At 68.0% G+C, this 26,207-nt stretch carries 23 protein-coding genes; 19 read left to right on the forward strand and 4 right to left on the reverse strand.

All coding sequences use genetic code 11. The annotated features are described in order from the left end of the window. Positions 1–2 precede the first annotated feature (2 nt). Positions 3–965, reverse strand: a complete 963-nt coding sequence (locus CAL12_RS15035) for a LysR family transcriptional regulator (RefSeq protein ID WP_086065264.1) — start codon at positions 963–965, stop codon at positions 3–5. A gap of 177 nt (positions 966–1,142) precedes the next feature. On the opposite strand from CAL12_RS15035, the gene CAL12_RS15040 reads away from it, so the two are divergent. From CAL12_RS15040 to CAL12_RS15050, 3 genes are all read left to right on the forward strand, one after another. Continuing rightward, positions 1,143–2,135, forward strand: coding sequence for a Bug family tripartite tricarboxylate transporter substrate binding protein (locus CAL12_RS15040; RefSeq protein ID WP_086065266.1), 993 nt, complete (start codon positions 1,143–1,145; stop codon positions 2,133–2,135). 18 nt (positions 2,136–2,153) lie between these two features. Further along, positions 2,154–3,239: a mandelate racemase/muconate lactonizing enzyme family protein gene (locus tag CAL12_RS15045; protein ID WP_086065268.1), complete on the forward strand. Its 1,086-nt coding sequence runs from the start codon at positions 2,154–2,156 to the stop codon at positions 3,237–3,239. 209 nt (positions 3,240–3,448) lie between these two features. Beyond that, positions 3,449–5,008: an ABC transporter substrate-binding protein gene (locus CAL12_RS15050; protein WP_086065270.1), complete on the forward strand. Its 1,560-nt coding sequence runs from the start codon at positions 3,449–3,451 to the stop codon at positions 5,006–5,008. Here the strand turns inward: CAL12_RS15050 and CAL12_RS15055 are convergent. After that, a complete protein-coding gene (locus tag CAL12_RS15055) occupies positions 4,998–5,918 on the reverse strand; it encodes a LysR substrate-binding domain-containing protein (RefSeq protein WP_086065272.1) in 921 nt (306 codons plus the stop codon). The genes CAL12_RS15050 and CAL12_RS15055 overlap by 11 nt on opposite strands. A 98-nt stretch (positions 5,919–6,016) precedes the next feature. Here CAL12_RS15055 and CAL12_RS15060 point away from each other — a divergent pair, with 98 nt between their 5' ends. From CAL12_RS15060 to CAL12_RS15095, 8 genes are read left to right on the forward strand one after another with little or no spacing between them, the layout of a single operon-like run. Beyond that, a complete protein-coding gene (locus CAL12_RS15060) occupies positions 6,017–7,165 on the forward strand; it encodes an NAD(P)/FAD-dependent oxidoreductase (RefSeq protein WP_086065274.1) in 1,149 nt (382 codons plus the stop codon). After that, positions 7,146–7,442: a (2Fe-2S)-binding protein gene (locus tag CAL12_RS15065; RefSeq protein ID WP_086065276.1), complete on the forward strand. Its 297-nt coding sequence runs from the start codon at positions 7,146–7,148 to the stop codon at positions 7,440–7,442. The genes CAL12_RS15060 and CAL12_RS15065 overlap by 20 nt, the downstream gene beginning before the upstream one ends. Next, complete coding sequence (locus tag CAL12_RS15070) at positions 7,439–8,839, forward strand: FAD/NAD(P)-dependent oxidoreductase (RefSeq protein ID WP_086065278.1); 1,401 nt, start codon at positions 7,439–7,441, stop codon at positions 8,837–8,839. Before CAL12_RS15065 ends, CAL12_RS15070 begins: the two co-directional genes overlap by 4 nt. After that, positions 8,836–10,086: an NAD(P)/FAD-dependent oxidoreductase gene (locus tag CAL12_RS15075; protein WP_086065280.1), complete on the forward strand. Its 1,251-nt coding sequence runs from the start codon at positions 8,836–8,838 to the stop codon at positions 10,084–10,086. The genes CAL12_RS15070 and CAL12_RS15075 overlap by 4 nt, the downstream gene beginning before the upstream one ends. Next, a complete protein-coding gene (locus tag CAL12_RS15080) occupies positions 10,083–11,024 on the forward strand; it encodes an ABC transporter permease (protein WP_086065282.1) in 942 nt (313 codons plus the stop codon). Before CAL12_RS15075 ends, CAL12_RS15080 begins: the two co-directional genes overlap by 4 nt. Continuing rightward, a complete protein-coding gene (locus tag CAL12_RS15085; protein WP_086065284.1) occupies positions 11,021–11,899 on the forward strand; it encodes an ABC transporter permease in 879 nt (292 codons plus the stop codon). Before CAL12_RS15080 ends, CAL12_RS15085 begins: the two co-directional genes overlap by 4 nt. Next, positions 11,896–12,888 (forward strand): ABC transporter ATP-binding protein, encoded by a 993-nt coding sequence (locus CAL12_RS15090; RefSeq protein WP_086065286.1) that lies wholly within the window; start codon positions 11,896–11,898, stop codon positions 12,886–12,888. Before CAL12_RS15085 ends, CAL12_RS15090 begins: the two co-directional genes overlap by 4 nt. Further along, positions 12,885–13,922 carry an ABC transporter ATP-binding protein gene (locus CAL12_RS15095; RefSeq protein WP_086065288.1) on the forward strand — a complete coding sequence of 346 codons (1,038 nt, stop codon included), beginning with the start codon at positions 12,885–12,887 and terminating at the stop codon, positions 13,920–13,922. The genes CAL12_RS15090 and CAL12_RS15095 overlap by 4 nt, the downstream gene beginning before the upstream one ends. Positions 13,923–13,975: 53 nt before the next feature. On the opposite strand, the gene CAL12_RS15100 is transcribed toward CAL12_RS15095, so the two are convergent. Beyond that, the gene (locus CAL12_RS15100; protein WP_086065290.1) at positions 13,976–14,623 is read right to left on the reverse strand and encodes an IclR family transcriptional regulator; all 648 of its coding nucleotides are present in this window, start codon (positions 14,621–14,623) and stop codon (positions 13,976–13,978) included. A 102-nt stretch (positions 14,624–14,725) separates the two neighbouring features. Between CAL12_RS15100 and CAL12_RS15105 the strand changes: the two genes are divergently transcribed. The 4 genes from CAL12_RS15105 (at position 14,726) to CAL12_RS15120 (ending at position 21,238) form a co-directional block, all read left to right on the forward strand. Then, positions 14,726–16,777 (forward strand): hydantoinase/oxoprolinase family protein, encoded by a 2,052-nt coding sequence (locus CAL12_RS15105; RefSeq protein WP_086065292.1) that lies wholly within the window; start codon positions 14,726–14,728, stop codon positions 16,775–16,777. Further along, complete coding sequence (locus CAL12_RS15110) at positions 16,774–18,795, forward strand: hydantoinase B/oxoprolinase family protein (protein ID WP_086065294.1); 2,022 nt, start codon at positions 16,774–16,776, stop codon at positions 18,793–18,795. Before CAL12_RS15105 ends, CAL12_RS15110 begins: the two co-directional genes overlap by 4 nt. 21 nt (positions 18,796–18,816) lie before the next feature. Then, positions 18,817–20,151 (forward strand): NAD(P)/FAD-dependent oxidoreductase, encoded by a 1,335-nt coding sequence (locus CAL12_RS15115; RefSeq protein WP_086065296.1) that lies wholly within the window; start codon positions 18,817–18,819, stop codon positions 20,149–20,151. A 94-nt stretch (positions 20,152–20,245) separates the two neighbouring features. Next, a complete protein-coding gene (locus CAL12_RS15120) occupies positions 20,246–21,238 on the forward strand; it encodes a Bug family tripartite tricarboxylate transporter substrate binding protein (RefSeq protein ID WP_086065298.1) in 993 nt (330 codons plus the stop codon). A gap of 33 nt (positions 21,239–21,271) precedes the next feature. On the opposite strand, the gene CAL12_RS15125 is transcribed toward CAL12_RS15120, so the two are convergent. Then, positions 21,272–22,294, reverse strand: coding sequence for a GlxA family transcriptional regulator (locus tag CAL12_RS15125; RefSeq protein WP_086065300.1), 1,023 nt, complete (start codon positions 22,292–22,294; stop codon positions 21,272–21,274). A gap of 127 nt (positions 22,295–22,421) precedes the next feature. Here CAL12_RS15125 and CAL12_RS15130 point away from each other — a divergent pair, with 127 nt between their 5' ends. Genes CAL12_RS15130 through CAL12_RS15145 form a run of 4 tightly spaced genes read left to right on the forward strand, consistent with a single transcriptional unit; the run spans position 22,422 to position 26,190 of the window. Continuing rightward, positions 22,422–23,468 (forward strand): ABC transporter substrate-binding protein, encoded by a 1,047-nt coding sequence (locus tag CAL12_RS15130; protein WP_086065301.1) that lies wholly within the window; start codon positions 22,422–22,424, stop codon positions 23,466–23,468. 39 nt (positions 23,469–23,507) lie between these two features. Next, on the forward strand, positions 23,508–24,566 hold the full coding sequence (locus CAL12_RS15135) for an ABC transporter ATP-binding protein (RefSeq protein WP_086067903.1): 1,059 nt from the start codon (positions 23,508–23,510) through the stop codon (positions 24,564–24,566). Then, positions 24,563–25,405: an ABC transporter permease gene (locus CAL12_RS15140; protein ID WP_086065302.1), complete on the forward strand. Its 843-nt coding sequence runs from the start codon at positions 24,563–24,565 to the stop codon at positions 25,403–25,405. Before CAL12_RS15135 ends, CAL12_RS15140 begins: the two co-directional genes overlap by 4 nt. Further along, positions 25,402–26,190 (forward strand): ABC transporter permease, encoded by a 789-nt coding sequence (locus CAL12_RS15145; RefSeq protein ID WP_086065303.1) that lies wholly within the window; start codon positions 25,402–25,404, stop codon positions 26,188–26,190. Before CAL12_RS15140 ends, CAL12_RS15145 begins: the two co-directional genes overlap by 4 nt. The last annotated feature ends 17 nt before the right edge of the window (positions 26,191–26,207 follow it).

Raw genomic sequence — 26,207 nt, forward strand, 5'->3', positions numbered from 1 at the left:
GATTATCCGCGCGACCGCTGCTGGCTGCGTGCGGCGAGCCTGCGCATCGTAGCAGCTGTGGCCCCGCCTTCGCGCCCGCTTTCAGCCGGATACAGCTCCTGCACGATCGCCAGGAATTCGCGCACGAGACGCGTTTCCGCGCGTGCCTTGGGTGTCGCAAGCACCAGGCGATTGCGGATGGCGGGCGGGCCGATCTGCGCGGTCTGCAGCCGCAGGCGCTTGCCCCCGTGCAGCAGCATGCTGGCGGGCGCGGCGGTGTAGCCCAGGCCGTCGCTGACGAGTTCGAGCAGCGTCAGGACGACCCCGGCTTCGGCGACGATGTTCAGTTCGATGCCGCGCCGCGCCAAGGCCGCGTCGACCTGCGACCGCATGGCATTGGAACGGCCCGGCAGCACCATGGGGTAACCCGCCAACGCGGCCAGCGAAACGCGCTTGGGCAAGGCCGGCGCGCTGGCGGGTCCGACCAGCAGGAAACTTTCGCGCGTCAGGGTGCGGTAGGCCAGTTGCGGCGACGGTGGCGGGTCGTACAGCAGCGCGACGTCCAGTCGCCCTTCGATCAGCAGCTCCCGCAGATGCAGGCTCAGCCCCTCCGAGATCGCGACCAGGGCGCGCGGCAGGCGCTGCCGCATCCTGGCCACCATGGGCGAGGCCATCGACAGCGCCACCTGCGAAGGCAGCCCCACCGCGAGCCGTCCGGACGGATTGCCGTGCAGGTCGCGCAATTCATCTCGCGCCTTGCGGGCGGATGCCAGCATGGCCCGTGCGTGCGACAGCAACGCCGCGCCGGCTTCGGTCGGGGTGACGCCCCTGCCGTTGCGGACCAGCAGCCGCTGGCCCAGGTCGGCTTCCAGCATGGCGATCTGGTGGCTCAGCGTGGACTGGACCAGATTGAGCGCGATGGCGGCGCGGGTGAAGCTGCCGGCGTCGGCCACGGCAACGAAATAGTTCAACTGCCGAAGATCCATGGCGTCATCCTGTCCTGTCCCGCACACCTGCCGCGGCGTGATTGACCGCTTGCCTGATATCGGGATCAAGCATAACTGATATCGATCAGATGCCCATCCGACGGCGCCGCGCCGGCGACATAATCCCTGGCGACAAGAGCCCGGCCACAGTCCGGGCAACACGAGAGGAGTCAACCCATGCGCATACCCACGCGCCGAATACTCGCCGCGCTGACGGCCCTGTGCGCGGCGTCCGCTGCCAGTACGGCCAACGCCGCCGACGCCGACAACTATCCGAACAAACCCATCACCATCGTCGTGCCCTACACGGCCGGCGGCGGCGTGGACACCGTGACGCGCATCCTCGCGCCCCTGCTGTCCCAACGGCTGGGCCAACCGGTGCTGATCGAAAACCGCGCCGGCGTATCCGGCATGGTCGGCTCGCAGATGGTGGCCCGCGCCAAACCCGACGGCTATACGCTGCTGGCGGGCAACACCACCACCAACGTCTCCAACCTGTTCGTCTACAAGCAGCTGCCCTACGACCCGCGCAAGGATTTCACGCCCATCGTCATGGTCGATCGCGGCCCTTGCGTGCTGGTGGTGCCGCCCGACAGCAAGTTCAACTCGGTGCAGGACATCATCAACGAGGCGAAGTCGCAGCCGCCCGATACGCTGAATTACGGCACCAGCGGCAATGGCAGCTTCCACCACATGTCGGCCGCCCTGTTCATGAGCATGACGCATACGCAGATGCGGCAGATCGCCTACAAAGGCAGCCCCAACGTCATGACGGACCTCATGGGCAAGCGCCTGGACATGGCCTTCGAAGTCATCCCGGTGGCGGAACCGCTGATCAAGGCGGGACGGCTGAAGGCGCTGGCCGTGACCAGCAAGACCGAGATGGCCGCCCTGCCCGGCGTCCGTCCGGTCGCCGACCTCGGCCTGCCCGGTTTCGAGATGGTGGCCTGGAAAGGCATCTTCGCGCCCGCCGGCACGCCGCCAGCCATCGCGGACCGCCTGGGACGCGAGCTGTCCGCGATCGTCCGCATGCCCGAGGTGGGCAAGCGGCTGGAAGCGCTGGGCGTAATCGCCGACGGCCGCCGCAACGAAGAATTCGGCAAGGTCGTGCAGGCCGATATCGCCTACTGGGGGCCGATATTGCACGACGCCGGGGTGGTACCCGAATAACGCTCACCGCATCCTCATATGAAAATCACCCACCTGGACCTGAAGGTGGTCAGCATTCCGCTGCCCACGCCCATCCCCAGCGCCCGCATCGTCATCAAGACGGCGGACTGCGTGCTGGTCACCCTGCATACCGATGAAGGCGCCACGGGCGAAGGCATGGTCTTCACGCTCAACGGGCACCGGTTGTCCGTGCTGCATGAAACCCTGCGCAGCCTGGAACCCCTGGTGCTCGGCCTGGATCCTGCGATGAGCGCCGCCTTCTGGCAACGCGCCTGGGCGGACATCGCCTTCCTGGGCCATCGCGGCGCCACCGTGGTCGGCATGTCGGGCATCGACATGGCGCTGTGGGACCTGCGCGGCAAGCAGGCCGGCCTGAACGTCAGCCGGCTGATCGGCGCCTGCCGCGACACGCTGCCCATCTATCGCAGCGGCAGCCTGCGGCTGTCATCGACTATCGACCAGTTGCAAGCCGAAGCCGCCGGCTTCGTCAAGGACGGCTACCGCGCCATGAAGATGTCGCTGGGCAAGCCCGCCATGCAGGAAGACGTCGATCGCGTGCGCGCCGTCCGCCAGGCCATCGGCCCCGGCGTGCGCCTGATGGCCGACTGCAACCAGCAGTTCACCGCCGACCGCGCGATCCGCCTGGGCCGGCGGCTGGAGGAATTCGAATTGGGCTGGATAGAAGAGCCCGTGCCCTACCACGACCACGCCGGCGAAGCCGCCGTCGCCGCCGCGCTGGACACCCCCATCGCCAGCGGCGAGAGCGAATACGCGCGCTTCGGCATGCTGGACATGCTGCAACGCAAGTCCGCCGACATCCTGATGCCCGACCTGCAGCGCATGGGCGGCCCCACGGAATTCCTCAAGGTGGCGCATGTGGCGGAAGTCTTCAACACGCCGATTTCCCCGCACCTGTTCACCGAAATGAGCCTGTCGCTGGCCGCGACCCTGCCCAACGCACTGATAGTCGAGCACATGCCCTGGTTCGCGCCCCTGTATGGCCAGGCCATCCAGCTGGACGCGGACGGCAACGTCGCGGTACCCACCGGTCCCGGTTGGGGATACGCCTTCGACCCGCAAGCGGTGGCACGCTATGCGGTGTGAGACCCATTAATTTGTAACCGCGGCCCGTCGGTATTAACCATTACATCGAGATGAACACGGTCCCGCACTCCCAGGAGCGGCCTCGCACCGGCATGCCGCCCTATAACCCACAGGAATAGCTTCAGTCCCTGAAGGACTTTGACGCTATGGGTGGGCCCGGACTACCTTGCGTACCGTCTAGTGACCGCTAGCCGCTTCCAAGGGGAATCATGAAACGTCCTGCACTGTCCGTCCTGGCCATCGCCCTGCTGGCGCTGGGTGCCACCGCGAACACGCCGGCACGCGCCGACGACAGGCCCGAGCTGCGCATCAGCTCTGGCGCCGCCGATAACGCCACCCTGGATCCCCACCGCGCGACGTCCACGGTGGACAAGGGCGTGGCGTCCGAAATGTTCGACGCGCTGGTGCAGTTCCCGCCGGGCAGCGCCGATCCCAAGGCGCTGGAGCCTGACCTGGCCACCAGTTGGGAGGCATCGCCCGACAGCAAGACCTGGACGTTCCACCTGCGCAAGGGCGTGCAGTTCCACGGCGGCTACGGCGAATTGAAGGCCGAGGACGTGGTGTACTCGCTGCAACGCGCGGCCGATCCCAAGCGTTCCAGCTTCGCGTCCACCTTCGACCTGCTGGACAAGGTGGAAGCCGTCGACGACTACACCGTGCGCGTCACGCTCAAGTATCCGGACGCGGCCTTCCTGGGGCGCGTGTCCAACTATCACGGCGGCAATATCGTCAGCAAGAAGGCCGCTGAAAAGCTGGGCGACAAATTCGGCGCCGGCCCGATCGGAACCGGTCCCTATGCCTTCGCCGAACACGTCACGCAGCAATACGTGAAGCTGGTGGCCAACGACGCCTACTTCCGCGGCAAGCCCAAGGTCGGCGCCATCGTCTACCGCATGATTCCGTCGGACAGCGCGCGCGAACTCGCCTTCACGTCCGGCGAGATCGACATCATGCAAGGCAAGCGCGAGCAGCGCTGGGTGGAACGTTCGCAGAAGCGCGGCATGAAGGTCGATATCTTCGATCCCGCCGAATTCCGGACCCTGCACATCAATCGCACCATCAAGCCGCTGGACAACCTGAAGGTGCGCCAGGCCATCGCGGCGGCCGTCAACGTCGACGAGATCGTGCGCTACGCCGGCAAGGACGTCGCGGACAAGGGCTGTTCGGTGGTTCCGAACGGCTATCTGGGCGAGGATTGCAGCGCCGGCGCCTACACCTACGACGTCACCAAGGCCAAGCAGCTGTTGGCCGAGGCCGGGTTCCCCAACGGCATCCAGATCAAATCCGTGGTGTCGAACATTTCGGCGCAACAGCCGATCATGGAAATCGTCCAGGCGCAGCTGGCCAAGGCCGGCATCAAGCTGGACATGGAAGTGGTGGACCATGCCACCTACCAGGCCAAGAGCCGCCAGGACCAGAGCGCCCTGGTGTTCTACGGCGCGGCGCGCTTCCCCAATGCGGATGCCTACCTGAGCGAGTTCTACGATTCGTCGGCCGCCATCGGGGCGCCGGCCGCGCAGTCGAACTTCTCGCACTGCTCCGTGGCCGATGCCGACATCCGCGCGGCGCGCCAGGAGCCGGACGCCAAGAAGCAGCTGGCCCTGTGGAAAGACGCGCAGGTCAAGATCCACAATGACGTCTGCGCGATCCCCCTGTTCGGGTTGAAGCAGGTCTGGGCCCACGGCAATGGGGTGGACTACGGCTACACCCTGAAGGGCGCGCTGAATCTCCAGCCGCCGGTCACCGAGGCCACCACGGTCAAGCGATAGCCCGGCGCAGGTCGCGCGGCACCTGCGCGGCGACCTCGCGCGCGGCTTCGACGAAACCTTCGACCAGGCCGGCGTTGCGCGACGCATGCATCGTGCAGAGCTGGAAGTGGAACATCACTTCCGGCTCGAACCGCCGCAATACCAGGCGATTTTGAAACCCATCGGCAAACAGCGGATGAAACAAGGACACGCCCAGGCCCGCCGCCACGAACTCGCACGCGGTCGGCGCCGTATTGGTATCCAGCACGACGTTCAGCGGCACGTCCACCTGCTCGAAGGCGGATCGCACCAGCTGGTGGGTCTGGCTGTCGCTGCCGAACGCGATGAACGGCAGGCCAGCCATGTCGCGCGGCCGGATCACGCGCTTGCGCGTCAATTCGTGGTTCACCGGCAAGGCGCACATCAGCGGCTGCTGGAACATGGGCTCGCGGTCGATGTAGGGATTGTCCACGCGGCTGCCCACCAGCGCCACGTCGATCTGCCGGGTCGCCAGCCAGTCGGCCAGGAACTGCGAGCCGCGCGTCTGGATGTTGACGCGGACGTCGGGATGATGCCGCAGGAAGGTCATGGTCACGCGCCGGATGAACGACCCCGACAGCGCGGGCAACACGCCGACGAACAGCGTGCGCTGCTCGTCGCGGCGTATGGAGTCCACCGCCTGTTCGACCTGGCGCAAGCCGGTGAAGATGCGATCGATCTCCTCGTACAGCCGCATGCCGTGCGGCGTCGCGGCCAGCTTGCCGCGCACGCGGTCGAACAGATGCAGCGCGGTCTCCGCTTCCAGGTGCGCCAGCAGCTTGCTGACCGCGGGCTGCGACACGCCCAGCACCGTCGCGGCCTGGCTGACCGTGCCATGTTCGATGACCGCCTTGAACGCTTCGATTTGCCGCAGATTCAGCCGCTGGCTCATTCCCCTGCCCCCATAACCTGTAAGAAATCCATGCAGCCGATTCCAGTCGAAGGTTATAGCTTAACCGCACCACCGCCGCATGATTCCGGAGACCGGGCATGAATCGCAGCTACGACTTCATCGTTGCCGGCGCCGGCATGGTCGGCTCGGCCATCGCCATGGGCCTGGCCGGTTTGGGCCGCCGCGTACTGATGCTCGACGGCGCGGATACCGACTACCGCGCGGCCAAGGCCAACTTCGGCCTGGTGTGGGTACAGGGCAAGGGCTACGGCAACGTTCCCTACCAGCGCCTGTCGCATGAGGCCGGCCGGCTGTGGCCGGAATTCGCGCGCGACCTGGAGCGCGAAACCGGCATGACGCTGCAGTACGAGAATCGCGGCGGCCTGCATTTCTGCCTGGGCCAGCACGAATTCGAGGATCGCGCCGCGCGCATGCGGCTCTGGGACGCCAATACCCCTGAACTGCCCGCCTCCATCGAAATGCTGGACGCCGGCGAACTCACGCGCCGCTTTCCCACCTTGCGGCTGGGCCGCGAGGTGTCCGGCGCCAGCTTCTGCGACCGCGATGCGCACGTCAATCCGCTGCGTCTGCTGGCCGCGCTGCAGGCGGCGTATCTGCGCCGGGGCGGCCTGCTGTACAGCCGGCGGCCGGTGACGGCCATCGAACCGCTGGCCGGCGGCGGTTTCGCCGTGATTGCCGCCGCTGGACGCGAAGGCGCCGCCCCCGAGCGCTACGAGGCCGCCAACGTCGTCATCGCCGCCGGCCTCGGCTCCGCCGCGCTGGGCGGCATGGTCGGCCTGGACGTCCCCTTGCGGCCGCAGCGCGGGCAGCTCCTGGTCACCGAACGCCTGGCGCCCATGCTGCCGCTGCCGGCCAGCGGCGTGCGCCAGACCGGCGAAGGCACGGTGATGATAGGCGTCACCCAGGAAGAAGTGGGCTACGACCTCAACACCACCGCCGACGCCGCCGCGCGCATGAGCCGCAAGGCCCTGCGCGTGCTGCCCGACCTGGCCGGCGCGCGCCTGGTGCGGCAGTGGTCCTGCCTGCGCGTCATGACTCCCGACGGCCGCCCGGTATATGCCGGGTCGGCCCAGTATTCCGGCGCGTGGACCGCGCTTTGTCATTCCGGCGTCACGCTGGCGTCTTTCCATGCCGGGCCCCTGGCCCGTGCCCTGGATCACGGCGCGCTGCCGGCCACTCTGGATGCTTTTCACCATGAGCGCTTCGATGTTTCGCAAGCTGCATGAACCCGGCGCGCAGGCGCTGACAGTCTACATAGACGGCGCGGCCGTGTCCGCCGAGCCCGGCGAATCCGTTGCCGCGGTGCTGCTGCGGCAGGATACCGCCGCCACGCGCACCACGCCCGTCAAGGAAAGCCCGCGCGCGCCCTACTGCATGATGGGCGTGTGCTTCGACTGCCTGGCCATCGTCGACGGCGTGGCCTCCACCCAGACCTGTCTGGTCACGGTCCAGGAAGGCATGCGGATAGAACGCCAGTTCGGCAAGCGGAGCGTGCTGCCATGATCCGTGAATTCGATGCAGTGATCGTCGGCGCCGGCCCTGCCGGCATGAGCGCCGCCATCCGCCTGCGCGCGCATGGCATGAACGTGCTGGTGGTGGACGAACAACCCGCCCCCGGCGGCCAGATCTGGCGCGCCGTCGAAACCGTGGCCGCCACGCCCATGGGCGAATTGCTGGGCGACGAATACCGCGCCGGCGCGCCGCTGGCGGAGTCCTTCCGCCGTTGCGGCGCGGTCTACGAACCCGGCACCCAGGTCTGGCAGATCGAGCCCGACTGGCATGTCTACATGACGCGCGCGGGCCAGGCCGAAGTGGTGCGCGCCCGGCAGATATTGCTGGCGACCGGCGCGCAGGAGCGTCCCAATCCCTTTCCCGGCTGGACGTTGCCCGGCGTGCTGACCGTGGGCGCCGCGCAGATCCTGCTGAAGACCGCGCGCCAGGTGCCCGCGCAGCCGGTCTGGGTGGTGGGCAGCGGCCCCTTGGTGCTGTTGTACATGGCGCAGCTGCTGCGTGCCGGCGGCCGCATCGCCGGCTGGCTGGATACGTCGCCGCCGGATGGCTTTCGCCGCGCCCTGCCTTACCTTGCCGACGCGCTGCGCCGCGCGGGCGAGATCGGCAAGGGCCTGCGCTGGCTGCGCGAACTGCGGCAGGCCGGCGTGCGCCGCCTGCGCGGCGTGCGCGGCTTCCGCGCGCTGGGCGACGGCCGGCTGCAGCAGATCGAATACGTCACCAGGCATGGCCGCACCGTGCGCGAGGATGCCCAGGTGCTGCTGGCGCATGAAGGCGTCGTGCCGTCCATCCACATGGCCCGCGCGCTTGAATGCAAGCTTGCCTGGAACGAGCAGCAGGCCTGCCTGACGCCGGTCCTCGATGCCTGGGGGCAGACCAGCCGCCAGGGTGTCTACGTGGCCGGCGACGGGGCCGGCATCGGCGGCGCCACCGCGGCCACCGCGCGCGGCCAGCTGAGCGCGGTGGGCATGCTGCTGGGCGCCGGCCGGCTGAGCCAGCCGGAAGCCGAACTGGCGGCCGCGCCCTTGCGCGGCGCGCTGGCGGAAATGCTGCGCCTGCGCCCCATGCTCGACGCCATGTATCCGCCCCGGCCCGGCGTCTTCTCGCCGTCGGACGACACCATCGTCTGCCGCTGCGAGGAGCTGACGGCGGGCGATATCCGCAAGGCCGCCGAACTGGGCCAACCCGGTCCCAACCAGATCAAATCGTTCACCCGCGCCGGCATGGGCCCCTGCCAGGGCCGCCAATGCGGCTACACCATTGCGCACATCCTGGCCGAGCAGCAACAGCGTCCCGTGGCGGAAGTCGGTTTCTACCGCATCCGCCCGCCGCTCAAGCCGCTGACGCTGGGCGAACTCGCCAGCCTGGACACCGGGGACGCCGCCAAATGAGCAATCGAGTCTACGACGCGATCGTCATCGGCGGCGGCCTGCACGGCCTGTCGGCCGCCATGCACCTGGCGCGCCGGGGCGCGCGCGTGGTGGTGGTGGAAAAGCACTGGGTCGGCCGGCATGCCTCCGGCGCCACCGCGGCCGGCGTGCGCACCTTGAACCGTGACCTGGGCGAGCTGGACCTGTCGCTGGAGGCCATGGACATGTGGCACGACATGGCAGGGCTGGTCGGCGACGACTGCGGCTTCCACCCGAACGGCCAGGTCTGCGTGGCCGAACATCCGGACGCGCTGGCCAAGCTGCAGACCCGCGTGGACGGCCTGCGCGCGGCCGGTTACACGCATGAGGAAATCGTCGGCCCGGACGAACTGCGGCGCATCCTGCCGGAGCTCAGCACCCACTGCGTCGGTGCTTCCATCGCCCGGCGCGACGGCGCCGCCGATCCGCATCGCGCGCTGCGCGCGTTTCGTCGCAGCGCCATGCAGGCGGGCGTCGAACTGGTCGAGCACTGCGGCGTCGTCGCCATCGAGCGGCAAGGCGCGGACTGGCGCGTGGTGGGCGACAGTGGTCCGGACGGCGCGGCGCGGACATGGACGGCGCCGGCGATCGTCAACGCGGCCGGCGCCTGGGGCGCGCGCATGGCGGCACTGGTCGGCGACGACATCCCGCTGGCGACCAAGTCTTCGATGATGATGGTCAGCGAACGCCTGCGGCCCTTCATCAAGCCGGTCGTCTCCATCATGGGCCGCTCGCTGTCCTTCAAGCAGTCCGACCAGGGCACGCTGGTGATCGGCGGCGGGCTGCAGGGCATACCGGACCTGGACAAGGAAACCTCCACCGCGCGCATGGGCGTGCTGGCCAAGGGCGCGAAAGCGTCCACCGACCTGTTCCCCGCGGTGCGTGACATACGCATCGTGCGGGTCTGGGCCGGCCTGGAGGCCAAGACGGAAGACCTGCTGCCGGTGGTCTGTCCATCGCCCGGGGCGCCGGGCGTATTCCATGCCTTCGGCTATTCCGGCCACGGCTTCGAGCTGGTGCCCGTGGTGGGCGCGGCGCTGGCCGACCTGGTGCTGACCGGCAAGACGGCCCGCGCGATCCAGAACCTGGACGCGCGGCGCCTGATGCCCGGCGCGCCCAAGGACGCCGGCACGCCCTGGGTCACCGGCGCGCCGAAACCCGCGCCGGAAAAGGTGCCGGCATCCACGCAAGGCGCGGCGCAAAGCACCGTACAGGGAGCCCCATCATGATGCGCTATGCCGTCAAACGCCTGTTGCTGGCGATCCCCACCCTGCTGGCCATGCTGACGGCGGTGTTCGTCCTGGTGCGGCTGGTGCCCGGCGATCCCGCGGCGGTCATGCTGGGCGACCAGGCCAGCGCCGCGGCGCTGGCCGCGCTGCGCGAGCGGCTGGGCCTGAACCTGCCCGTGCAGACGCAATACCTGCATTTCCTGCGCGACATGCTGTCGGGCAATTTCGGCGTCTCCATGGCCAGCGGCCGCACCGTGCTGCAGGAAGTCGCGCTGGTGCTGCCGTGGACGCTGCAACTGACGGCGGCGTCCATCCTGATCGGCGTGGTCTTCGGCCTGCCGCTGGGCATCTGGGCGGCGCTGCGGCGCAATGCCTGGCCCGATTACCTGGGCCGGGTACTCTCGCTGACGGGCCTGTCCTTTCCCGCCTTCGTCTCGGCCATCCTGATGCTGCTGGCCTTCGCCATCCAGCTGCAATGGTTTCCCGTGATCGGCAGCACGGTCGCCGGCGACTGGACCGCGCAGTTGCGCGGGCTGGTGCTGCCGGCCTTCAACCTGGGGCTGATCATGACCGCCTACGTCATGCGCGTCACGCGGTCGTCCATGCTGGGCGTGATGGGCGAGGACTACGTGCGCACCGCTCGCGCCAAGGGCGTGCGGCCGCTGCGCCTGGTGCTGCGCCACGGCCTGCGCAACGCGCTGATTCCCATCGTCACCGTCGTCGGCCTTTATTTCGGCACGCTGATCGGCAACTCGGTGCTGACCGAAATCGTCTTCAACCGGCCGGGCCTGGGCAAGCTGATCCTGGGCGCGCTGAACACGCGCGACTACACGCTGCTGCAAGGCCTGATGGTGGTGTTCGCGGCCTGCGTCATTTTCGTCAATCTGCTGACCGACCTGGTGTACGGGATGGTCGACCCCCGGGTGAAATACAAATGAGCGCCGTCACCGCCCCTGCTCCGACCGCCGCGCGCCCCAACGCGCTTTGGCTGGCCCTGCGCCGCAACCGCCTGTCGTGGGTGGGCATCGGCCTGCTCGTGCTGATCGCGCTGGTGGCGATACTGGCACCATGGCTGGCGCCGCACGACCCACTGCAGCAGAACATCGCCTACCGCCTGGAACCGCCGTCGGCGGAGTTCTGGCTGGGCACCGACAGCTATGGCCGCGACGTCCTGTCGCGACTGATCTACGGCGCCCGCGTGTCCCTGCTGGTGGGCTTCGTCGCCATCCTGATCGCCATGAGCATCGGCGCGTCGCTGGGCATCCTGGCGGGTTATGTCGGCGGGCTGGTCGACCAGTTCATCATGGGCCTGGTCGACGTGCTGCTGTCCTTCCCGACGCTGCTGCTGGGCCTGATGGTGGCGGCGATGCTGGGCGCCAGCCTGGAAAACCTGATCATCGCCATCGCCATCACGGAAATCGCCCCCTTCGTGCGCGTCGCACGCGCGCCAACCATCGCCTTGAAACAGCGCGATTTCGTCGAGGCGGGACGCGCGCTGGGCTATGGCCCGCTGCGCCTGATGGGCGTGCACATCCTGCCGAACATGATTTCCGACGTCGTGGTGCTGGGCTCCCTGTGGATGGCGTCCGCCATCCGCACCGAGGCCTCGCTGAGCTTCATCGGCCTGGGCGTGCCGCCTCCCGCCGCCACCTGGGGCGGCATGATCCGCGAAGGCTTCGAGAACATCCTGGATGCCTGGTGGCTGACCGTATTCCCCAGCGTCGCGATCCTGCTCACGGTGCTGGCCCTGAATCTGCTGGGCGACGCGCTGCGCGACGCCATCGATCCCAAGCTGCGCTCGGAGCACTCATGACCACCACGAACGCCGTATTGGAGCTGCGCGGCCTGCGCACGGAATTCCGCATAGGCGGCACCTGGCATGCCGCCGTGCGCGACGTTTCCCTGTCGGTAACCAGGAACGAAACGCTGGCGGTGGTGGGCGAATCGGGCAGCGGCAAGAGCGTGACCGCGCTGTCCATCCTGCGGCTGCTGCCGTCCACCGGCGCGCGCCACGGCGGCGGACAGGTGCTGCTGGAAGGCAAGGACCTGTCGGCCCTGCCGGAAAAGGAAATGGCGCGCCTGCGTGGCGACGCCATCGCCATGATCTTCCAGGAACCGATGACGTCGCTGAATCCGACGATGACGGTGGGCGACCAGATTGCGGAAGCCGTCCGCCAGCATCGCCGCATTTCCTGGCGCGAGGCGCGCGACGTTGCCCTGCAGGCGCTGGAGGAAGTCAAGATCCCCGCGGCGGCCAGCCGCTACGACGACTACCCGCACCAGTTCTCCGGCGGCATGCGCCAGCGCGTGATGATCGCCATGGCGTTGGCCTGCAAGCCCAAGGTGCTGCTGGCCGACGAACCCACCACGGCGCTGGACGTCACCATCCAGGCGCAGATCCTTAGCCTGCTGGCCGACCTGAAGACGGCGCGCGGCATGGCGGTGGTCTTCATCACCCACAACCTGGGCGTCGTGGCGCAGATCGCCGACCGCGTGGCCGTCATGTACGCCGGCGAGGTCGTCGAGACCGCCGACGTCGACACCCTGTTCGCCCGTCCCACCCATCCCTATACCGAAGCCCTGCTGCGCGCCATGCCGCGCGTCGATGCCGACGCCGACGCGCTCGACCCCATCCCGGGCAGCGTGCCGCCCATCACCGGCATTCCGGCGGGTTGCGCCTACGCGCCGCGCTGCCCGCTGAAACAGGCGCGCTGCGAGACCACGCGCCCGACATTGGCAACGGTAGAGGGCTCGCATCAGGTGCGTTGCCTGGTGCGCGCGCCATCGGAAGGACAATCATGAACGACATCGATCTCCCCGTGCGGGACGGCCGGGACGCCGTCGCGAACGACGACGCCCCATTGCTACGCGTGCGCGGCCTCGTCAAGCATTTCCACAGTGGCGGCGGCCTGCTGGGCGGTCGCAAGCAGACGGTCCACGCGGTCAACGGCGTGTCCTTCGACGTGGGCCGCGGCCAGTCGTTGGGCCTGGTCGGCGAATCGGGCTGCGGCAAGTCGACGGTGGCGCGCCTGCTGCTGCGCCTGATCGAACGCGATTCGGGCGAAGTCCACTTCGATGGCCAGGACGTGGGCGCGGCCGGCGCCGCGCGGATGCGGGCCCTGCGCCAACGCATGCAGATCGTGTTCCAGGATCCCTACGCGTCCCTGAACCCGCGCCGCACCGTGCGCCAGGCCTTGTCCGAACCGCTGCATGTGCACGGCATGGGCGACGCCGCCCGGATAGAAGCCAAGATCTCGCAGACCATCCAGGAAGTCGGCCTGCCGCTGTCCGCGCTGGACCGCTATCCCCATGAATTCTCCGGCGGCCAGCGCCAGCGCATCGGCATCGCGCGCGCGCTGGTGCTGGACCCGCAGCTCATCGTCGCCGACGAACCGGTATCGGCGCTGGATGTGTCGGTGCAGGCGCAGATCCTGCAACTGCTGGAACGCCTGAAGCGCGAGCGCGGCCTGTCATTCGTCTTCGTGTCGCATGACCTGGGCGTGGTGCGCCACTTCTGCGACACCGTCTGCGTCATGTACCTGGGCCGCATCATCGAGCAGGGACCCACGCGGCAGGTGCTGGATGCCCCCCGGCATCCCTACAGCCGCGTGCTGCGCGACTCGTCGCCGGTGCCCGATCCGCGCGCGCGCATCGCGCTGGCGAAGATCACCGGCGAAATCCCCGCCCCGACCCGGTTGCCGTCCGGGTGTACTTTCCACCCGCGCTGCGGCCGGGCGCGGCCGGACTGCGCCACCCGCATCCCCGAACTGGCAGGGCACGCCGCCGGCGACGACCGCCGCGTCGCGTGTTTCTATCCGCTGGACGCCGCGGAATAGCGCGAAACGGCCAAGGCAAGCGAGGCAACCGAGGCGACCGGGGCGGCTGGCCTCTACACCTCGCCCAGCCGCATCAGGCGCCGGATCTGGTCGCGTTCGGCGCGCAGGATGGCGAGCAATTCGCCTTCTATCTTTTCGAGCGGGTATTCATCGTCGTTCACGGACAATCCCAGCGACAGGCTGCGTGACTGCCCGGAAAACAGCGGGATGCCCAGCGTCGTGACCTTGCGATCCGTGTAGCGTGCGATGGCCCAGGAATCCTCGGCCATGTCCAGCGCCCGATAGAGGGCGCTGGTATCCGGCATGGAGCTGCCCACGCGCAGGTTCACCACGACGATCTTGCGGCGCTCCGAATCCGAACTGGCGCGCGCGATGATGATGACTTCGTCGCGCCCCTTCTCGCCGATGTTCACCGTTCCATTGCAGCGGTTGGCCAGCGCCTGCAGCGACGACTGGATGAACTCGTTCACGCCAGTATTGGCCAGCGCGGCGAAGCCGATCTCCAGCAGCTGCGGGGTCAGCGACCACAGCGTGCCTTCCTTGCGCACATAGCCCTCCCCTTGCAGCGTGTTCAACAGGCGCAGGACGGTGGAGTGCGGCAGATCGACCGCCTTGGACAGCGCGGTTAGGGATTGCCCGGGTCCCCCGCGAAAACCGCGCAGGATGGCTAGACACCTCTGGACCGACCTATTATCATTCATTTGACCACTGCATGAAATGGTTGTTCATCTAGTGAACATTGTAGCCCTGCTTGCACCTCTCCGCAAGCAGGCAACGGTGTTCCGCAACAGATCGGGGGCAGCATGGGCTACAGAGTAGGCGTCGACATCGGCGGCTCTTTCACCGATTTCGCCGTATTCGACGAAGACACCGGCGATATCAAAAGTCTCAAGGTCTTCTCCCGCCCGGACCAGCCGGGCGAGGAAGTCATCGCCGGGGTGCGCATGCTGGGCGAGCGCTACGGCATCCAGCCGGCGCAGATCAGCTACTTCACCCACGGGACCACGGTCGGCATCAACACCGTCATCCAGCGCAAGGGACTGAAACTGGCGCTGTTCGCCACCGAGAACTTCTGCGACGTGCTGGAACTGGCTCGGCTGAAGACGCCGGACATGTACCACCTGCTGTCGCGGCGGCCGGAACCCCTGGTCAAGCGCAGCATGGTGTTCGGCATTGCCGAGCGCATGGCGCCGGACGGCTCCGTGCGCAAGCCGCTGGACGAAGCCAGCGTCGAGCGCGCGGTGCAGGCGGCGCGGGACGCCGGTGCCGAAGGCATCGTCATATCGCTCCTGCACGCCTACCGCAACCCCGCGCACGAACAGCGCGTGCGGGACATCGTCGCGGCCATCGCGCCGGAGCTGCCGGTATCCTGCTCCAGCGAAACCTGGCCCATCATCCGCGAATACGAACGCACCATCACGGCGGTCATCGGCGGCTACGTCCAGCCGCGCGTCGCGCACTACCTGGGCTCGCTGCAAGCCGCGCTGAAGAACGCCGGGGTGCAGCCGGAACCGCGCCTGACCAAGTCCAACGGCGGCGTGATGACCGCCGAACAGGGCAAGCGCGACTGCGTGCAGATGATCCTGTCCGGCACCGCCGCTGGCGTCATCGGCGCCAGCCATGTCGCCGCCACCGCCGGCATCCCGCGCTGCCTGAGCCTGGACATCGGCGGCACCAGCGCGGACATCGCCGTCATCATCGACGGCAAGCCGCAGTACGGCGTCGGCGAGCTGATCGGCGACTTCCAGATCTATATCCCTTCGGTTTCCGTGTCCTCCGTCGGCGAAGGCGGCGGCTCCATCGCCTGGGTCGATCCGCTGGGCGTGTTGAAGGTGGGTCCGGAAAGCGCCGGATCGCGGCCTGGCCCCGCCTGCTATCGCCGCGGCGGCACGCGCGCCACGATCACGGACGCCTTCGTCTGCTGCGGCTTCGTCGGCCATTCCGACCTGGGCTACAAGGCCGTCGAAGTCGACGTCGAAGCCGCGCGCAAGGCCGTCGGCGAACTGGCCGGCCAACTGGGCCGCGGCATCGAGGAAACCGCCGAGGCCATCATCCAGATCGCCGTGTCGGGCATGTATACGGAGGTCAGCGGCCTGGTGTCGCGCTATGGCATAGACCCGCGCGAATATGCCGTGCTGGCCTTCGGCGGCGCCGGCCCCATGCTGGGATGCTTCCTGGCGCGGGAAATCAAGGTCAAGGAAATCGTCGTCCCGCCCTCGCCCGGCACGCTCAGCGCGCTGGGCGGCCTGATCGCCGACTTGAAGAGCGACTTCCTGAAAACCGTCTACGCCGACCTGACGCCGGACAACCTGCAAAGCGTGCGGCAGGAATTCGCCACGCTGCGCGAGCGCGCCCAGCAATGGCTGCGTCACGAGCAAGGCCACGTCGACGGCGCGGAATACGTGTACTCCGCCGAAATGCGCTATCGCGGGCAATCCTACGAAATCGATACCGTCCTGGATCCCGCGCACATCGAAAGCGCCGACATCCAGGCGGTCGCGCGGGCCTTCCACGACGCGCACCGGCAGTTGTACGGCCACGCCGACGAACAGGCCCCGGTGCAGGTCGTCAGCCTGCGCGTGGTGATCTCGGGCAACAGCGACAAGCCGCGCTTCCCCCGCCACGAGCTGCGGCCCGGCACGCCCAAGGCCGAACGCAAAGTGCGCGTCTGGCTGGACGGCGGTTTCCAGGACGTGGACCTGTACAGCCGCGGCGCGCTCGCCGCCGGGCACCGGTTCGACGGACCTGCCATCGTCACGCAGGACGATTGCACCACCGTCATCCCCGCCGGCCACGTATGCCATGTCGATGAATATGCCAATCTGCGCATCGCTTTCGAAGGAGACGCATCATGACCGTGGATAACTTCCGCCTGCAGGTCCTGGCCAACCACTGCACCGCCGCCGCCGAGGCCATGGGCTATACCCTGATGCGCACGGCGTACTCCACCTTCGTCAAGGAAACCGAGGATTTCTCGGCGCAGTTGATGACGCCGGCCGGCAAGACCTTCGCCTCGCCCAAGACCTTCGGCGCCACCTGGTACACCGGCCTGGACTACGGCCGCGTGATCCAGATGTTCGACGATTACCGCGAAGGCGACATCTACCTGACCAACGACCCCTACAGCGGCTACGTCGCCACCCATACGCCCGACATGCACGTATGGAAGCCGGTGTTCCGCGATGGCCGGCTGGTGTGCTTCGTCGGCAGCCACATCCACAATACCGACATGGGCGGCGCGGTGCCCGCGTCCCTGTCCCGCACGCTGACCGAAGTGCACCAGGAAGGCCTGCGCATTCCGCCCATGCTGCTGATGCGCGACGGCGTCCTCGACGAAAAACTGCTGCGCATCATGCAGGTCAACGTGCGCATGCCGGACCAGAACCACGGCGACCTGAACGCGCAGATCGCCGCGCTGACCGTGGGCGAACGCAAGGTGCACGAAATCATCGACCGCTTCGGCGTCGAGGAATTCATGCAGGGCGCCGAAGCCATCCTGGACTACGCCGAGCAGCAGACGCGCGCGCTGATCCGCGACATCCCTGACGGCGACTACGAGTTTTCCGAGTTCGCCGACGAGGACTCGGTGAACGGCTATCCCTGCCGCATCCACATCACGCTGCGCGTGCGCGGCGACGAACTGGAACTGGACTTCACGGGCAGCGATCCGCAGGTGGCGTCGTCGCTGAACGTGCCGACCGGCGGCGACGGCCATCATTCCGTCATCACCGTCGGGCTGATCTATGTGATGCACACCCTGGCGCCGCGCAATGTGCTGAACGCCGGCTCGGTGCGGCCCATGCGCGCCGTGCTGCCGGAAGGCTCCATCGTCAATCCGGTGGCCCCCGCGGCCGTCGGCATGCGCAGCCTGACGGCGGCGGTGATCCAGGCCTGCACCTTCGGCGTCTTCAACCGCGCGTTGCCGGAACGTCTGCCCGCCTGCCCCGCCGGCGGCTCCACGCTGCTGAACGTGAAGACCACCACGCGTGGCGGCCGTCAGGTGCTGTCCTCCATCGGCCCCTGCGGTGGCGGCGCCGGCGGCGGCCCGGAATACGATGGCGTCGAAGGCTGCGGCGCCAACAACGCCTTCCTGAAAAACACGCCGGTGGAAATCAACGAAGCCGAAGTCCCCATCGAGATCATCCGCTACGGCCTGGTACCGGACACGGGCGGCGCCGGCCGGCTGCGCGGCGGCAACGCCGCGACCATGGAATTCAAGGTGCTGGCACCCAACGGCGTGGTCACGGCGCGCAACCGCAACCGTTCCGAGCTTGCCGCCTGGGGCGTGGTCGGCGGCAAGGCCGGCGCCAATTCGCGCTTCATCAAGAATCCCGATACGCCGGCGGCCGAGGAGCTGCGCAACAGCGACCTCGTCAACTGCGCCCCGGGCGACGTCATCCGCCTGGAAGGCCCGGCCGGCGGCGGCTACGGCGATCCTCTCGAGCGTCCCGTCGAAAAGGTGCTGGAAGACGTGCGTTCCGGCTTCGTGTCGCCGCGGCGCGCCCGCGAGGCCTATGGCGTCGCGATCCGCGACGACCTGACCGTCGACGAAGCCGCCACGCGCGAACTGCGCGCGGCCGCGCGCGGCGGGGACAGCACCGCGACGGCCGATCATTTCAACTATGGTCCGGGCCGTTTCCGCTTCGAAAGCATCTGGACCGGCGCCCGCTACGACGCCATGACGCGCATCATGGCCGCGCTGCCGATCAGCTGGCGGCATTTCGTCAAGCACCAGATGTTCGCCGCGCTGGCCGGTACCGAGCCGCCCAGGGACGGCGGGGCCGCTGATATCGAACGGATATATCGGCAACTCAGCGAACGTTACGCCGAGCTGCCCGCGCTGGAAACCATCCCCGCCAAGGCGGCGGCCTGACGACGGGATACGCGGACCGCCATGCCCAGCTCCACGGATATTTTCGCGCCCGATTTCCAACGCCGCCCTTACTGGTGGGAAGCCTATGAACCGCCGGATCCCGGCGACGACGCCCTGCCCGCGCGCGCCGACGTCGTCATCGTCGGCGGCGGCTATACCGGCATCTGCTGCGCGCTGACCTTGCGCGAGGCGGGTATCGACGCCGTCGTGCTGGAAGCCGGCCGGCCGGGCCAGGGCGCCAGCACACGCTCCGGCGGGCAGATGTCGGGGGGCGTCAATGTACAGAAGAAGGCACTCGCCGCCGTCGGCGAAAGCCCGGAACAGCGCGAAGCGCGGCTGGCGACCCGCCTGCGCGACGCCGCCGCGTCGATGCGCTATGTCGAATCGCTGATCGAACGGCATGGCATCCAATGCGGGTGGCAGAAGACCGGCCGGCTGACCACGATGTGGCTGCCGCAGCACTACGAGGCCTGGCAGGCGCGCATCGACCAGCTCAATGCCTGCACCGACTCGCATGCCCGCATGATCCCGCGCGAACAGCTGCACGCCGAGATCGGCTCCAACGTCTACCATGGCGCGGCGCTGATCGAACATGCCGGCCATCTGCATCCCGCGCAGCTTTATGGCGGCATGCTGGCGGCGGCGCGGCAGGCGGGCGCGCGCATCCATGGCAATACGCCGGTAACGGCCATTGCCCGTACCGGCGACGGCTACGACGCGCGCACGGCGCGCGGCACCGTGCGCGCGCAACAGGTGGTGATCGCGACCAACGGCTACACCGGTCAGGAAGTGGGCGACCTGCGCCGCAAGGTCGTGCCCATAGCCACCTACATGATCGCCACCGAGGAGCTGCCGCCCGATCTGGCGGCCGATATCCTGCCCACCAACCGCGCCGTTTCCGAATCTCGCCGGGTGGTCAACCACTATCGCCTGTCGCCGGACGGCCGGCGCCTGCTGTTCGGCGGCCGTGCCCGCTTCACCCCGACCGGCGAGGAAACGACCGCGCGCCTGCTTCACCGCGCGATGCTGAAACGGTTTCCGCAACTGGCGGGCACGCGCATCACCCACAGCTGGGGCGGCAACGTGGCCATGACGCTGGATTCGATGCCGCATATCGGCGGCGCGGACGGTCTGCACTATGCGCTGGGCTGCAACGGCAGCGGTGTCGCTATGATGAGCTACCTGGGCCACAGTGTGGGCCGCAAGATCGCCGAAGCATCCGGCGAACCGATCAATGCTTTCGATATGGGGGAAATTCCCGGGCACCCGTTCTATTTCGGCAATACCTGGTTCCTGTTCGCCATCGGCAGCTGGTACCAGGCACGCGACGCCTACGAACACTGGAAGGCGCGCTGACACTTGCCTTGCACCGTCCGATGCGGAAACCCGGCTGCCCGCCGGGAACCGTGAATAAGGGATCGGACGCGACCACAACTATTGGAGTAAATCCATGAATATGCAGCGTCGCAATGCCTTGAAAGTCCTGACCGGCCTGTGCGGGGCAGCTGCCCTGCCCCGCTACGCCCTGGCGCAGCCCGGCGGCTATCCCGGCGGCCCGGTCACCGTCATCGTGCCCTACGGGGCCGGCGGCAGCACGGACGTGATCGCCCGGCTGCTGGTGAATGACGTGAGCGAGCGCCTGGGCGGCAAGTTCATCGTCGAGGACAAGCCCGGCGCCGCCGGCAATATCGGCACCCGGCAGGTCGCGGTCTCCCGGCCCGACGGCGCGACGCTGCTGTATTCAACGGCAACGCCTTTCTGCATCAACCCCTACGTCTACAAGACACTGCCCTTCGACCCGGACAACGATTTCGCCGCGGTCTCGCGTACGGCCAAGCTGCCGCTGGTGCTGGTGGCCAATGCGGGCCTGGGCATCAAGGACGCCCACGAGTTCGTCGACTACCTGCGCAAGCACCAGAAGGACTGCAGCTTCAGCTCCTACGGTATCGGCACGTCCAGCCATATCGCGGGCACCATCTTCACGCGGAAGATAGGCGCCACCGGCGTCCTGCACGTGCCCTACAAGGACATGACGGCCATGTCGGACCTGGCGGCGGGTCGGAACACGTTCCACATCGACGCCTGGTCCGTGGTGGATCCGCTGGTCAAGTCCGGCAAGCTGGTGGCGCTGGCCGTGTCCAGCAACGAACCGCTGCCCTGGGCCCCCAACCTGCCCACCATCGCCAGCGTGGTCAAGAGCGACTACGAAATCGTCACCTGGCACGCCGTATTCGCGCCGCGCAAGACGCCGACGGACGTCGTCGACTTCCTGAACCAGGAATTCCAGAAGACCATAGACAAGCCCATCGTCCAGAAGACCTATCGGGAACAGGGCTTCCTGACCTACCCACCCGCAACGCCCAAGGAAATAGACGCCTTCGTCAAGGCGGACAAGGCGCGCTGGAAAGGTTACGTGGAGGCCGCGGGCATCGTGCCGTCCTGAGGCCGAACGGTGGCGCGCCAGGCGGCTCGCCGCTCACGCGCGCGATGCCTGCTGCTTATACTCGCGCGGCGTCATGCCGAAGCGCCCGCGGAACTCGCGCGAGAAGTGCGCGCCGTCGGCGAAGCCGCAATCCAGCGCCACCTGCGTGACTGGCAGCCGGCTGTTTTCCAGTAGCCAACGGCTGTACTGCAGCCGCAGGTTGCGCTGGAACACCATGGGGCTGAGGCCCAGCGCCTGCTGGAAGGCCCGTTCGAGCTGTCGCCGCCCGACGCCCACATAACGCGCGATCGCATCCAGCGATGGCGGGTCGTCGATGCGCTGCTCGATGAAATGCGCCGCCTGCCGCACCCGCAGGTCGCCGATGTCCGATACGTCGGAATAGAAATGCGCCTGCGGCACGCGTGACGGCCGCATGCCTTGCAGCATCATGTGCCGCACGGCCTGCTGCGCCTTGTCGCGTCCGCAGTGGCGCTCCACCAGGTAAAGCGCCAGGTCGATGGCGGCCGTCGAGCCGGCGCAGGTGATCAGGTCGCCTTCGTCGATGAACAACCGGTCCACCGCGGCGCGCACGCCGGGAAAGCGCGCACGGAAGGCGTCCAGCACGTTCCAGTGCACGCACACGCTGCGCGCGCCCAGCACCCCGGCCTGCGCCAGCGCGAACGTACCCGTGCAGATCCCCAGCATGCGCACCGGGCTGTCCGCCACGCGGCGGATCCACTGCTGCAGCACCGGCGGCAGGTTCACGTTCGGATAATCGTTGCCGCCGCAGATCGCCACGTAGTCCAGGCCCGACAGGTCGTCGACCAGGCCGCCGTCCACCGCCAGCGACAAGCCGGCGCTGGCCGAGCGCGGCAGGCCGTCCCAGCTCATCACGCGCCAGGTGGTGTGGATGCGCCGGCTCTTGCCGCCGTGGTCGCCCGCCAGCCTCAATGCGTCGACGAAGCCGGAAAACGCCGCCAGCGTGAACTGGTCGAGCAGGACCAGGCCCACGGAGAGTTCTGGTTTACCCGCAGGCGGCACGGCGTCCACGGAGGAATCGCAGGTTGGAGCTGGCATGATGACGCAATTATTCAAGTTTCTGACCAGACATTTCAATCCCGGTTTGCCCCTAGGGGCGCACTATTCCGGACACCGACACACAAAAGCTCCGGCCCGCCCGGGCACCACTCCAAGGGAAATCGCCATGGCACGACAGATCCGCAACGCCCTGCTCGCCGGCGCCATCGCCGCCGCCTTCATGACGCAGCCCGCCGCGGCCGCCGAACGCATCACCGTGGCCTGGTACGGCGGCAACTGGGGCGACGCCTTCAAGGCCTGCGTCGCCGATCCGTACACCAAGGCGACCGGCGTCGCGGTCACGCCCGAGATCGGCACCTCCACCACGACGCTGTCCAAGCTGCAGCAGCAGAAGAACGCGCCCACCATCGACGTGGCCTGGATGGACGGCGGCATCAGCGAACTGGCGCAGGCCGCCGGCGTGCTGGACACGCTGGACCCGGCCGCCATTCCCAACATGAAACACCTGCTGCCACAGGCCATCTACGGCGGCCAGGGCGCCACCTATGCGGTGGGCACGGGCTACTACTCGCTGGGCCTGACCTACAACACCAAGGAAATCGGCACGCCGCCCAAGACCTGGAAGGACCTGTGGAAGCCGGAATATGCCGGCGCCATCGCGATCCCGTCGCCGTCCAACTCGTCCGGCGTGCCCTTCATCCTGTTCATGGCCAAGGTGTGGGGCGTCGATCCGTCCAACCTGGAGCCGGTCTACAAGCGCCTGGCGGCGCTGGATACCGCCCTGCTGTTCGACAGCTCGGGCGCGGCCACCAACGCCTTCCAGTCGGGCGAAGCCGTCATCGGCGCGCACTTCAACGTCGGCGCCTGGGACCTGATCGACAAGAAACTGCCGATCGGCTTCGCCGTGCCGCAGGAAGGCGTATGGGCCACCGACGCGCGGCTGCATCTGGTCAAGGGCACGCCCCACAAGGCCGCGGCGCAGAAATTCATCGATACGGCCCTGACCGCCGAGGCATCGCAATGCCTGGCGACGCGTCTCTACCTGGGCCCGTCGGTGCAGGGCGTGCAGTTGCCGCCCGACGCCGCGCGCAAGCTGCCCTGGGGCGAAAAAGGATCGGTGAAGGACCTGCAGCTGCTGGACTGGAACGAGGTCAACGCGCGCCGCGCCGAAATCACCGACGCCTGGAACCGCCAGGTCGCCCGCAAGCGCTGATCCGGAGCAGATGTTTTGCAAAAGAACGGGGAAACCAAGATGCCGGTCCTGCTGGACATCCGTGGCGTACGCAAGCGTTTCGGCGGCCATGCCGCCCTGGACGATATCGATCTCCAGGTGCGGCAGGGCGAGTTCATCGCCCTGCTCGGTCCCAGCGGCTGCGGCAAGACGACGCTGCTGCGTACGATCGCGGGATTCCTGGCACCGGACGCGGGCAGCATCCTGATCGAAGGCCAGGACGTCAGCCGCCTTCCCGCGCATCGGCGGCCTCTGAATACCGTGTTCCAGAACTACGCGCTGTTCCCGCACATGACCGTGCTGGACAACGTGTCGTACGGCCCGCGGCGGCGCGGCACGAGCCGGGCCGAAGCCGCGCAGCGCGCGCGCCAGGCCCTGGAGATGGTCGGCCTGGCGGGCATGGACGCCCGCTATCCCCGCGAAATGTCCGGCGGACAGCAGCAGCGCGTGGCGCTGGCGCGCGCCATCGTCAACGCGCCCAGGCTGCTGTTGCTGGACGAGCCGCTGTCGGCGCTGGACCTGAAGCTGCGGCGGCGCATGCAGCTGGAATTGAAGCATTTGCAGGAGCAGTTGGGGATTTCCTTCGTGTTCGTGACGCACGACCAGGAAGAGGCCATGACCATGGCCGACCGTATCGTCGTCATGAATGCCGGCCGCATCGAACAGGTCGGCACCGGACCGGAGATCTATCGGGCGCCGGCGACCCGCTTCGTCGCGGAATTCATCGGCGACGCCAATCTGTTGCCCTGCACCCGCGTCGCCGACGGCATTGCGCTGGAATCGTTGGCTGGCCTGCTGGCGCCCGTCGCGCCCGGCGCGCCGGCGCGCGGCACCGCCGTCCTGCGGCCGGAGGACCTGCACGTCGCCGACGGCGTCGACGCGCCCGCCGGCCACGTACGGTTCAAGGCCGCCGTCACCGACGTCATCCGCGTGGGCAGCCACACCTCCGTCCTGGGTGACGCCGGCGGCCAGATGCTGCAGGCCCGCCTGCCGGGCGACTGCCCGGGCCTGACGGCTGGCGGCGTCCGCACGTGGAGCTTCGATCCCGCGCGCGTCCACCTGATCGCGGAGCAGCCATGACCGGCTCGCTGCGCACGCCCGCCGCCCTGCTCTGCGTCCCGCTGGCGCTGTTCGCGGCCTTCTTCGTCGCGCCGCTGTGCGTCGTCGCGCTGGCCAGCGTCTTCGATCCCGCGCGCGGCGGCTTCACGCTGGCCTATTACGTCAACGTGCTGGCCGATGCGTACCACTGGGACGTCATCGCCACCACGTTCCGCATCGGCGTGGGCAGCACGCTGGTGTGCCTGCTGCTGGGCTATCCGCTGGCGTGGTACCTGGTGCGGCTGGTGCGCTGGCGCCACTGGCGTCGCATCTGCGTGATCATACTCGTGGTGCCGCTGTTCACCAGCAACATCGTGCGTTCCTTCGGCTGGATGGTCATGCTGGGCCGCAACGGTATCGTCAACGATACCCTGCAAGGGCTGGGGCTGATCGAACGGCCCATGCGCTTCCTGGGCACCGAACTGGGCATCCTGATCGGCATGGTCTACATCCTGCTGCCCTTCGTCGTGCTGGCCGTGGGCAATACGCTGGCACGCGTCGATCCGGGCCTGGAGCAGGCTTCTTCCGACCTGGGCGCCACACCCTGGCAGACCTTCCTGCACGTGACGCTGCCGCTCACCCTGCCCGGCGTGGCCGCCGGCGCGATCATGGCCTTCACCCTGGCGGTCAGCGCCTACGTGACGCCGGCGCTGTTGTCGGGCGGACGCGTCACCGTGCTGTCGGTACTGATATTCCAGCAGTACAGCAGCGTCTTCAACGTCCACCAGGGCGGCGCCCTGAGCGTGGTGCTGCTGGTGCTTTCGCTGGCGCTGGTGGCCCTGGCCGGCCGCGTCGGCCAGCCCGCAAGGAGTACGCGATGATCGCGCGGATCGGAATACGCCTGTTGTCCTGGATCCTGCTGGCCTACATGGTGCTGCCGCTGGCGGTGATCCTGGGCGCTTCCTTCACGGCCACGTCGTACCTGGCCTTTCCGCCGCAAGGCTGGACATTGCAGTGGTACCGCCAGTTCCTGGGCGACCCCAGCTATCTGTCGGCGTTCTTCACCAGCGCGATGCTGGCCTGCGCCGCCACCGCCGTGGCGATCGCGCTGGCGATACCGTCGGCCCTGGCCGTCGCGCGCTACGATTTTCCCGGCAAGGGCGCGATATCCGCGCTGCTGATGTCCCCGCTGGTGCTGCCGCACGTGGTGCTGGGCGCGGCGCTGCTGCAGTTCGGCTCGTCCATCGGCCTGACGCGCAGCTTCACCGCCCTGCTGGTCGGCCATACCGTCATCGTGCTGCCTTTCGTGATGCGCAGCGTGCTGGCGATGCTGACGCCCGAACAGCGCGCGCTCGAGGAAGCCTCGGCGGACCTGGGCGCCGGCCCGCTGCAGACCTTCTTCCTGGTGCTGCTCCCGCAGATACGGCCCGGACTGGTGACGGGCGCGATCTTCGCCTTCATTTCGTCGTTCATCAACGTGGAGCTGTCGATCTTCAATACGACGGCGGACCTGAACACGATACCCGTCAAGCTGTTCAATTACGTGCAATACACCATCGATCCGACCATCGCCGCCGTATCCGGCGCGACCATCGTCGCGGCCTTCCTGGCCATCGTGATCCTGGACCTGACCGTGGGGCTGGACATGCTGTCCGAACCCCGCTGATACCCGCGGGCCGCCGG

It is taken from the genome of Bordetella genomosp. 8, assembly GCF_002119685.1.
In the GTDB taxonomy this organism is placed as follows: Bacteria; Pseudomonadota; Gammaproteobacteria; order Burkholderiales; family Burkholderiaceae_B; genus Bordetella_C.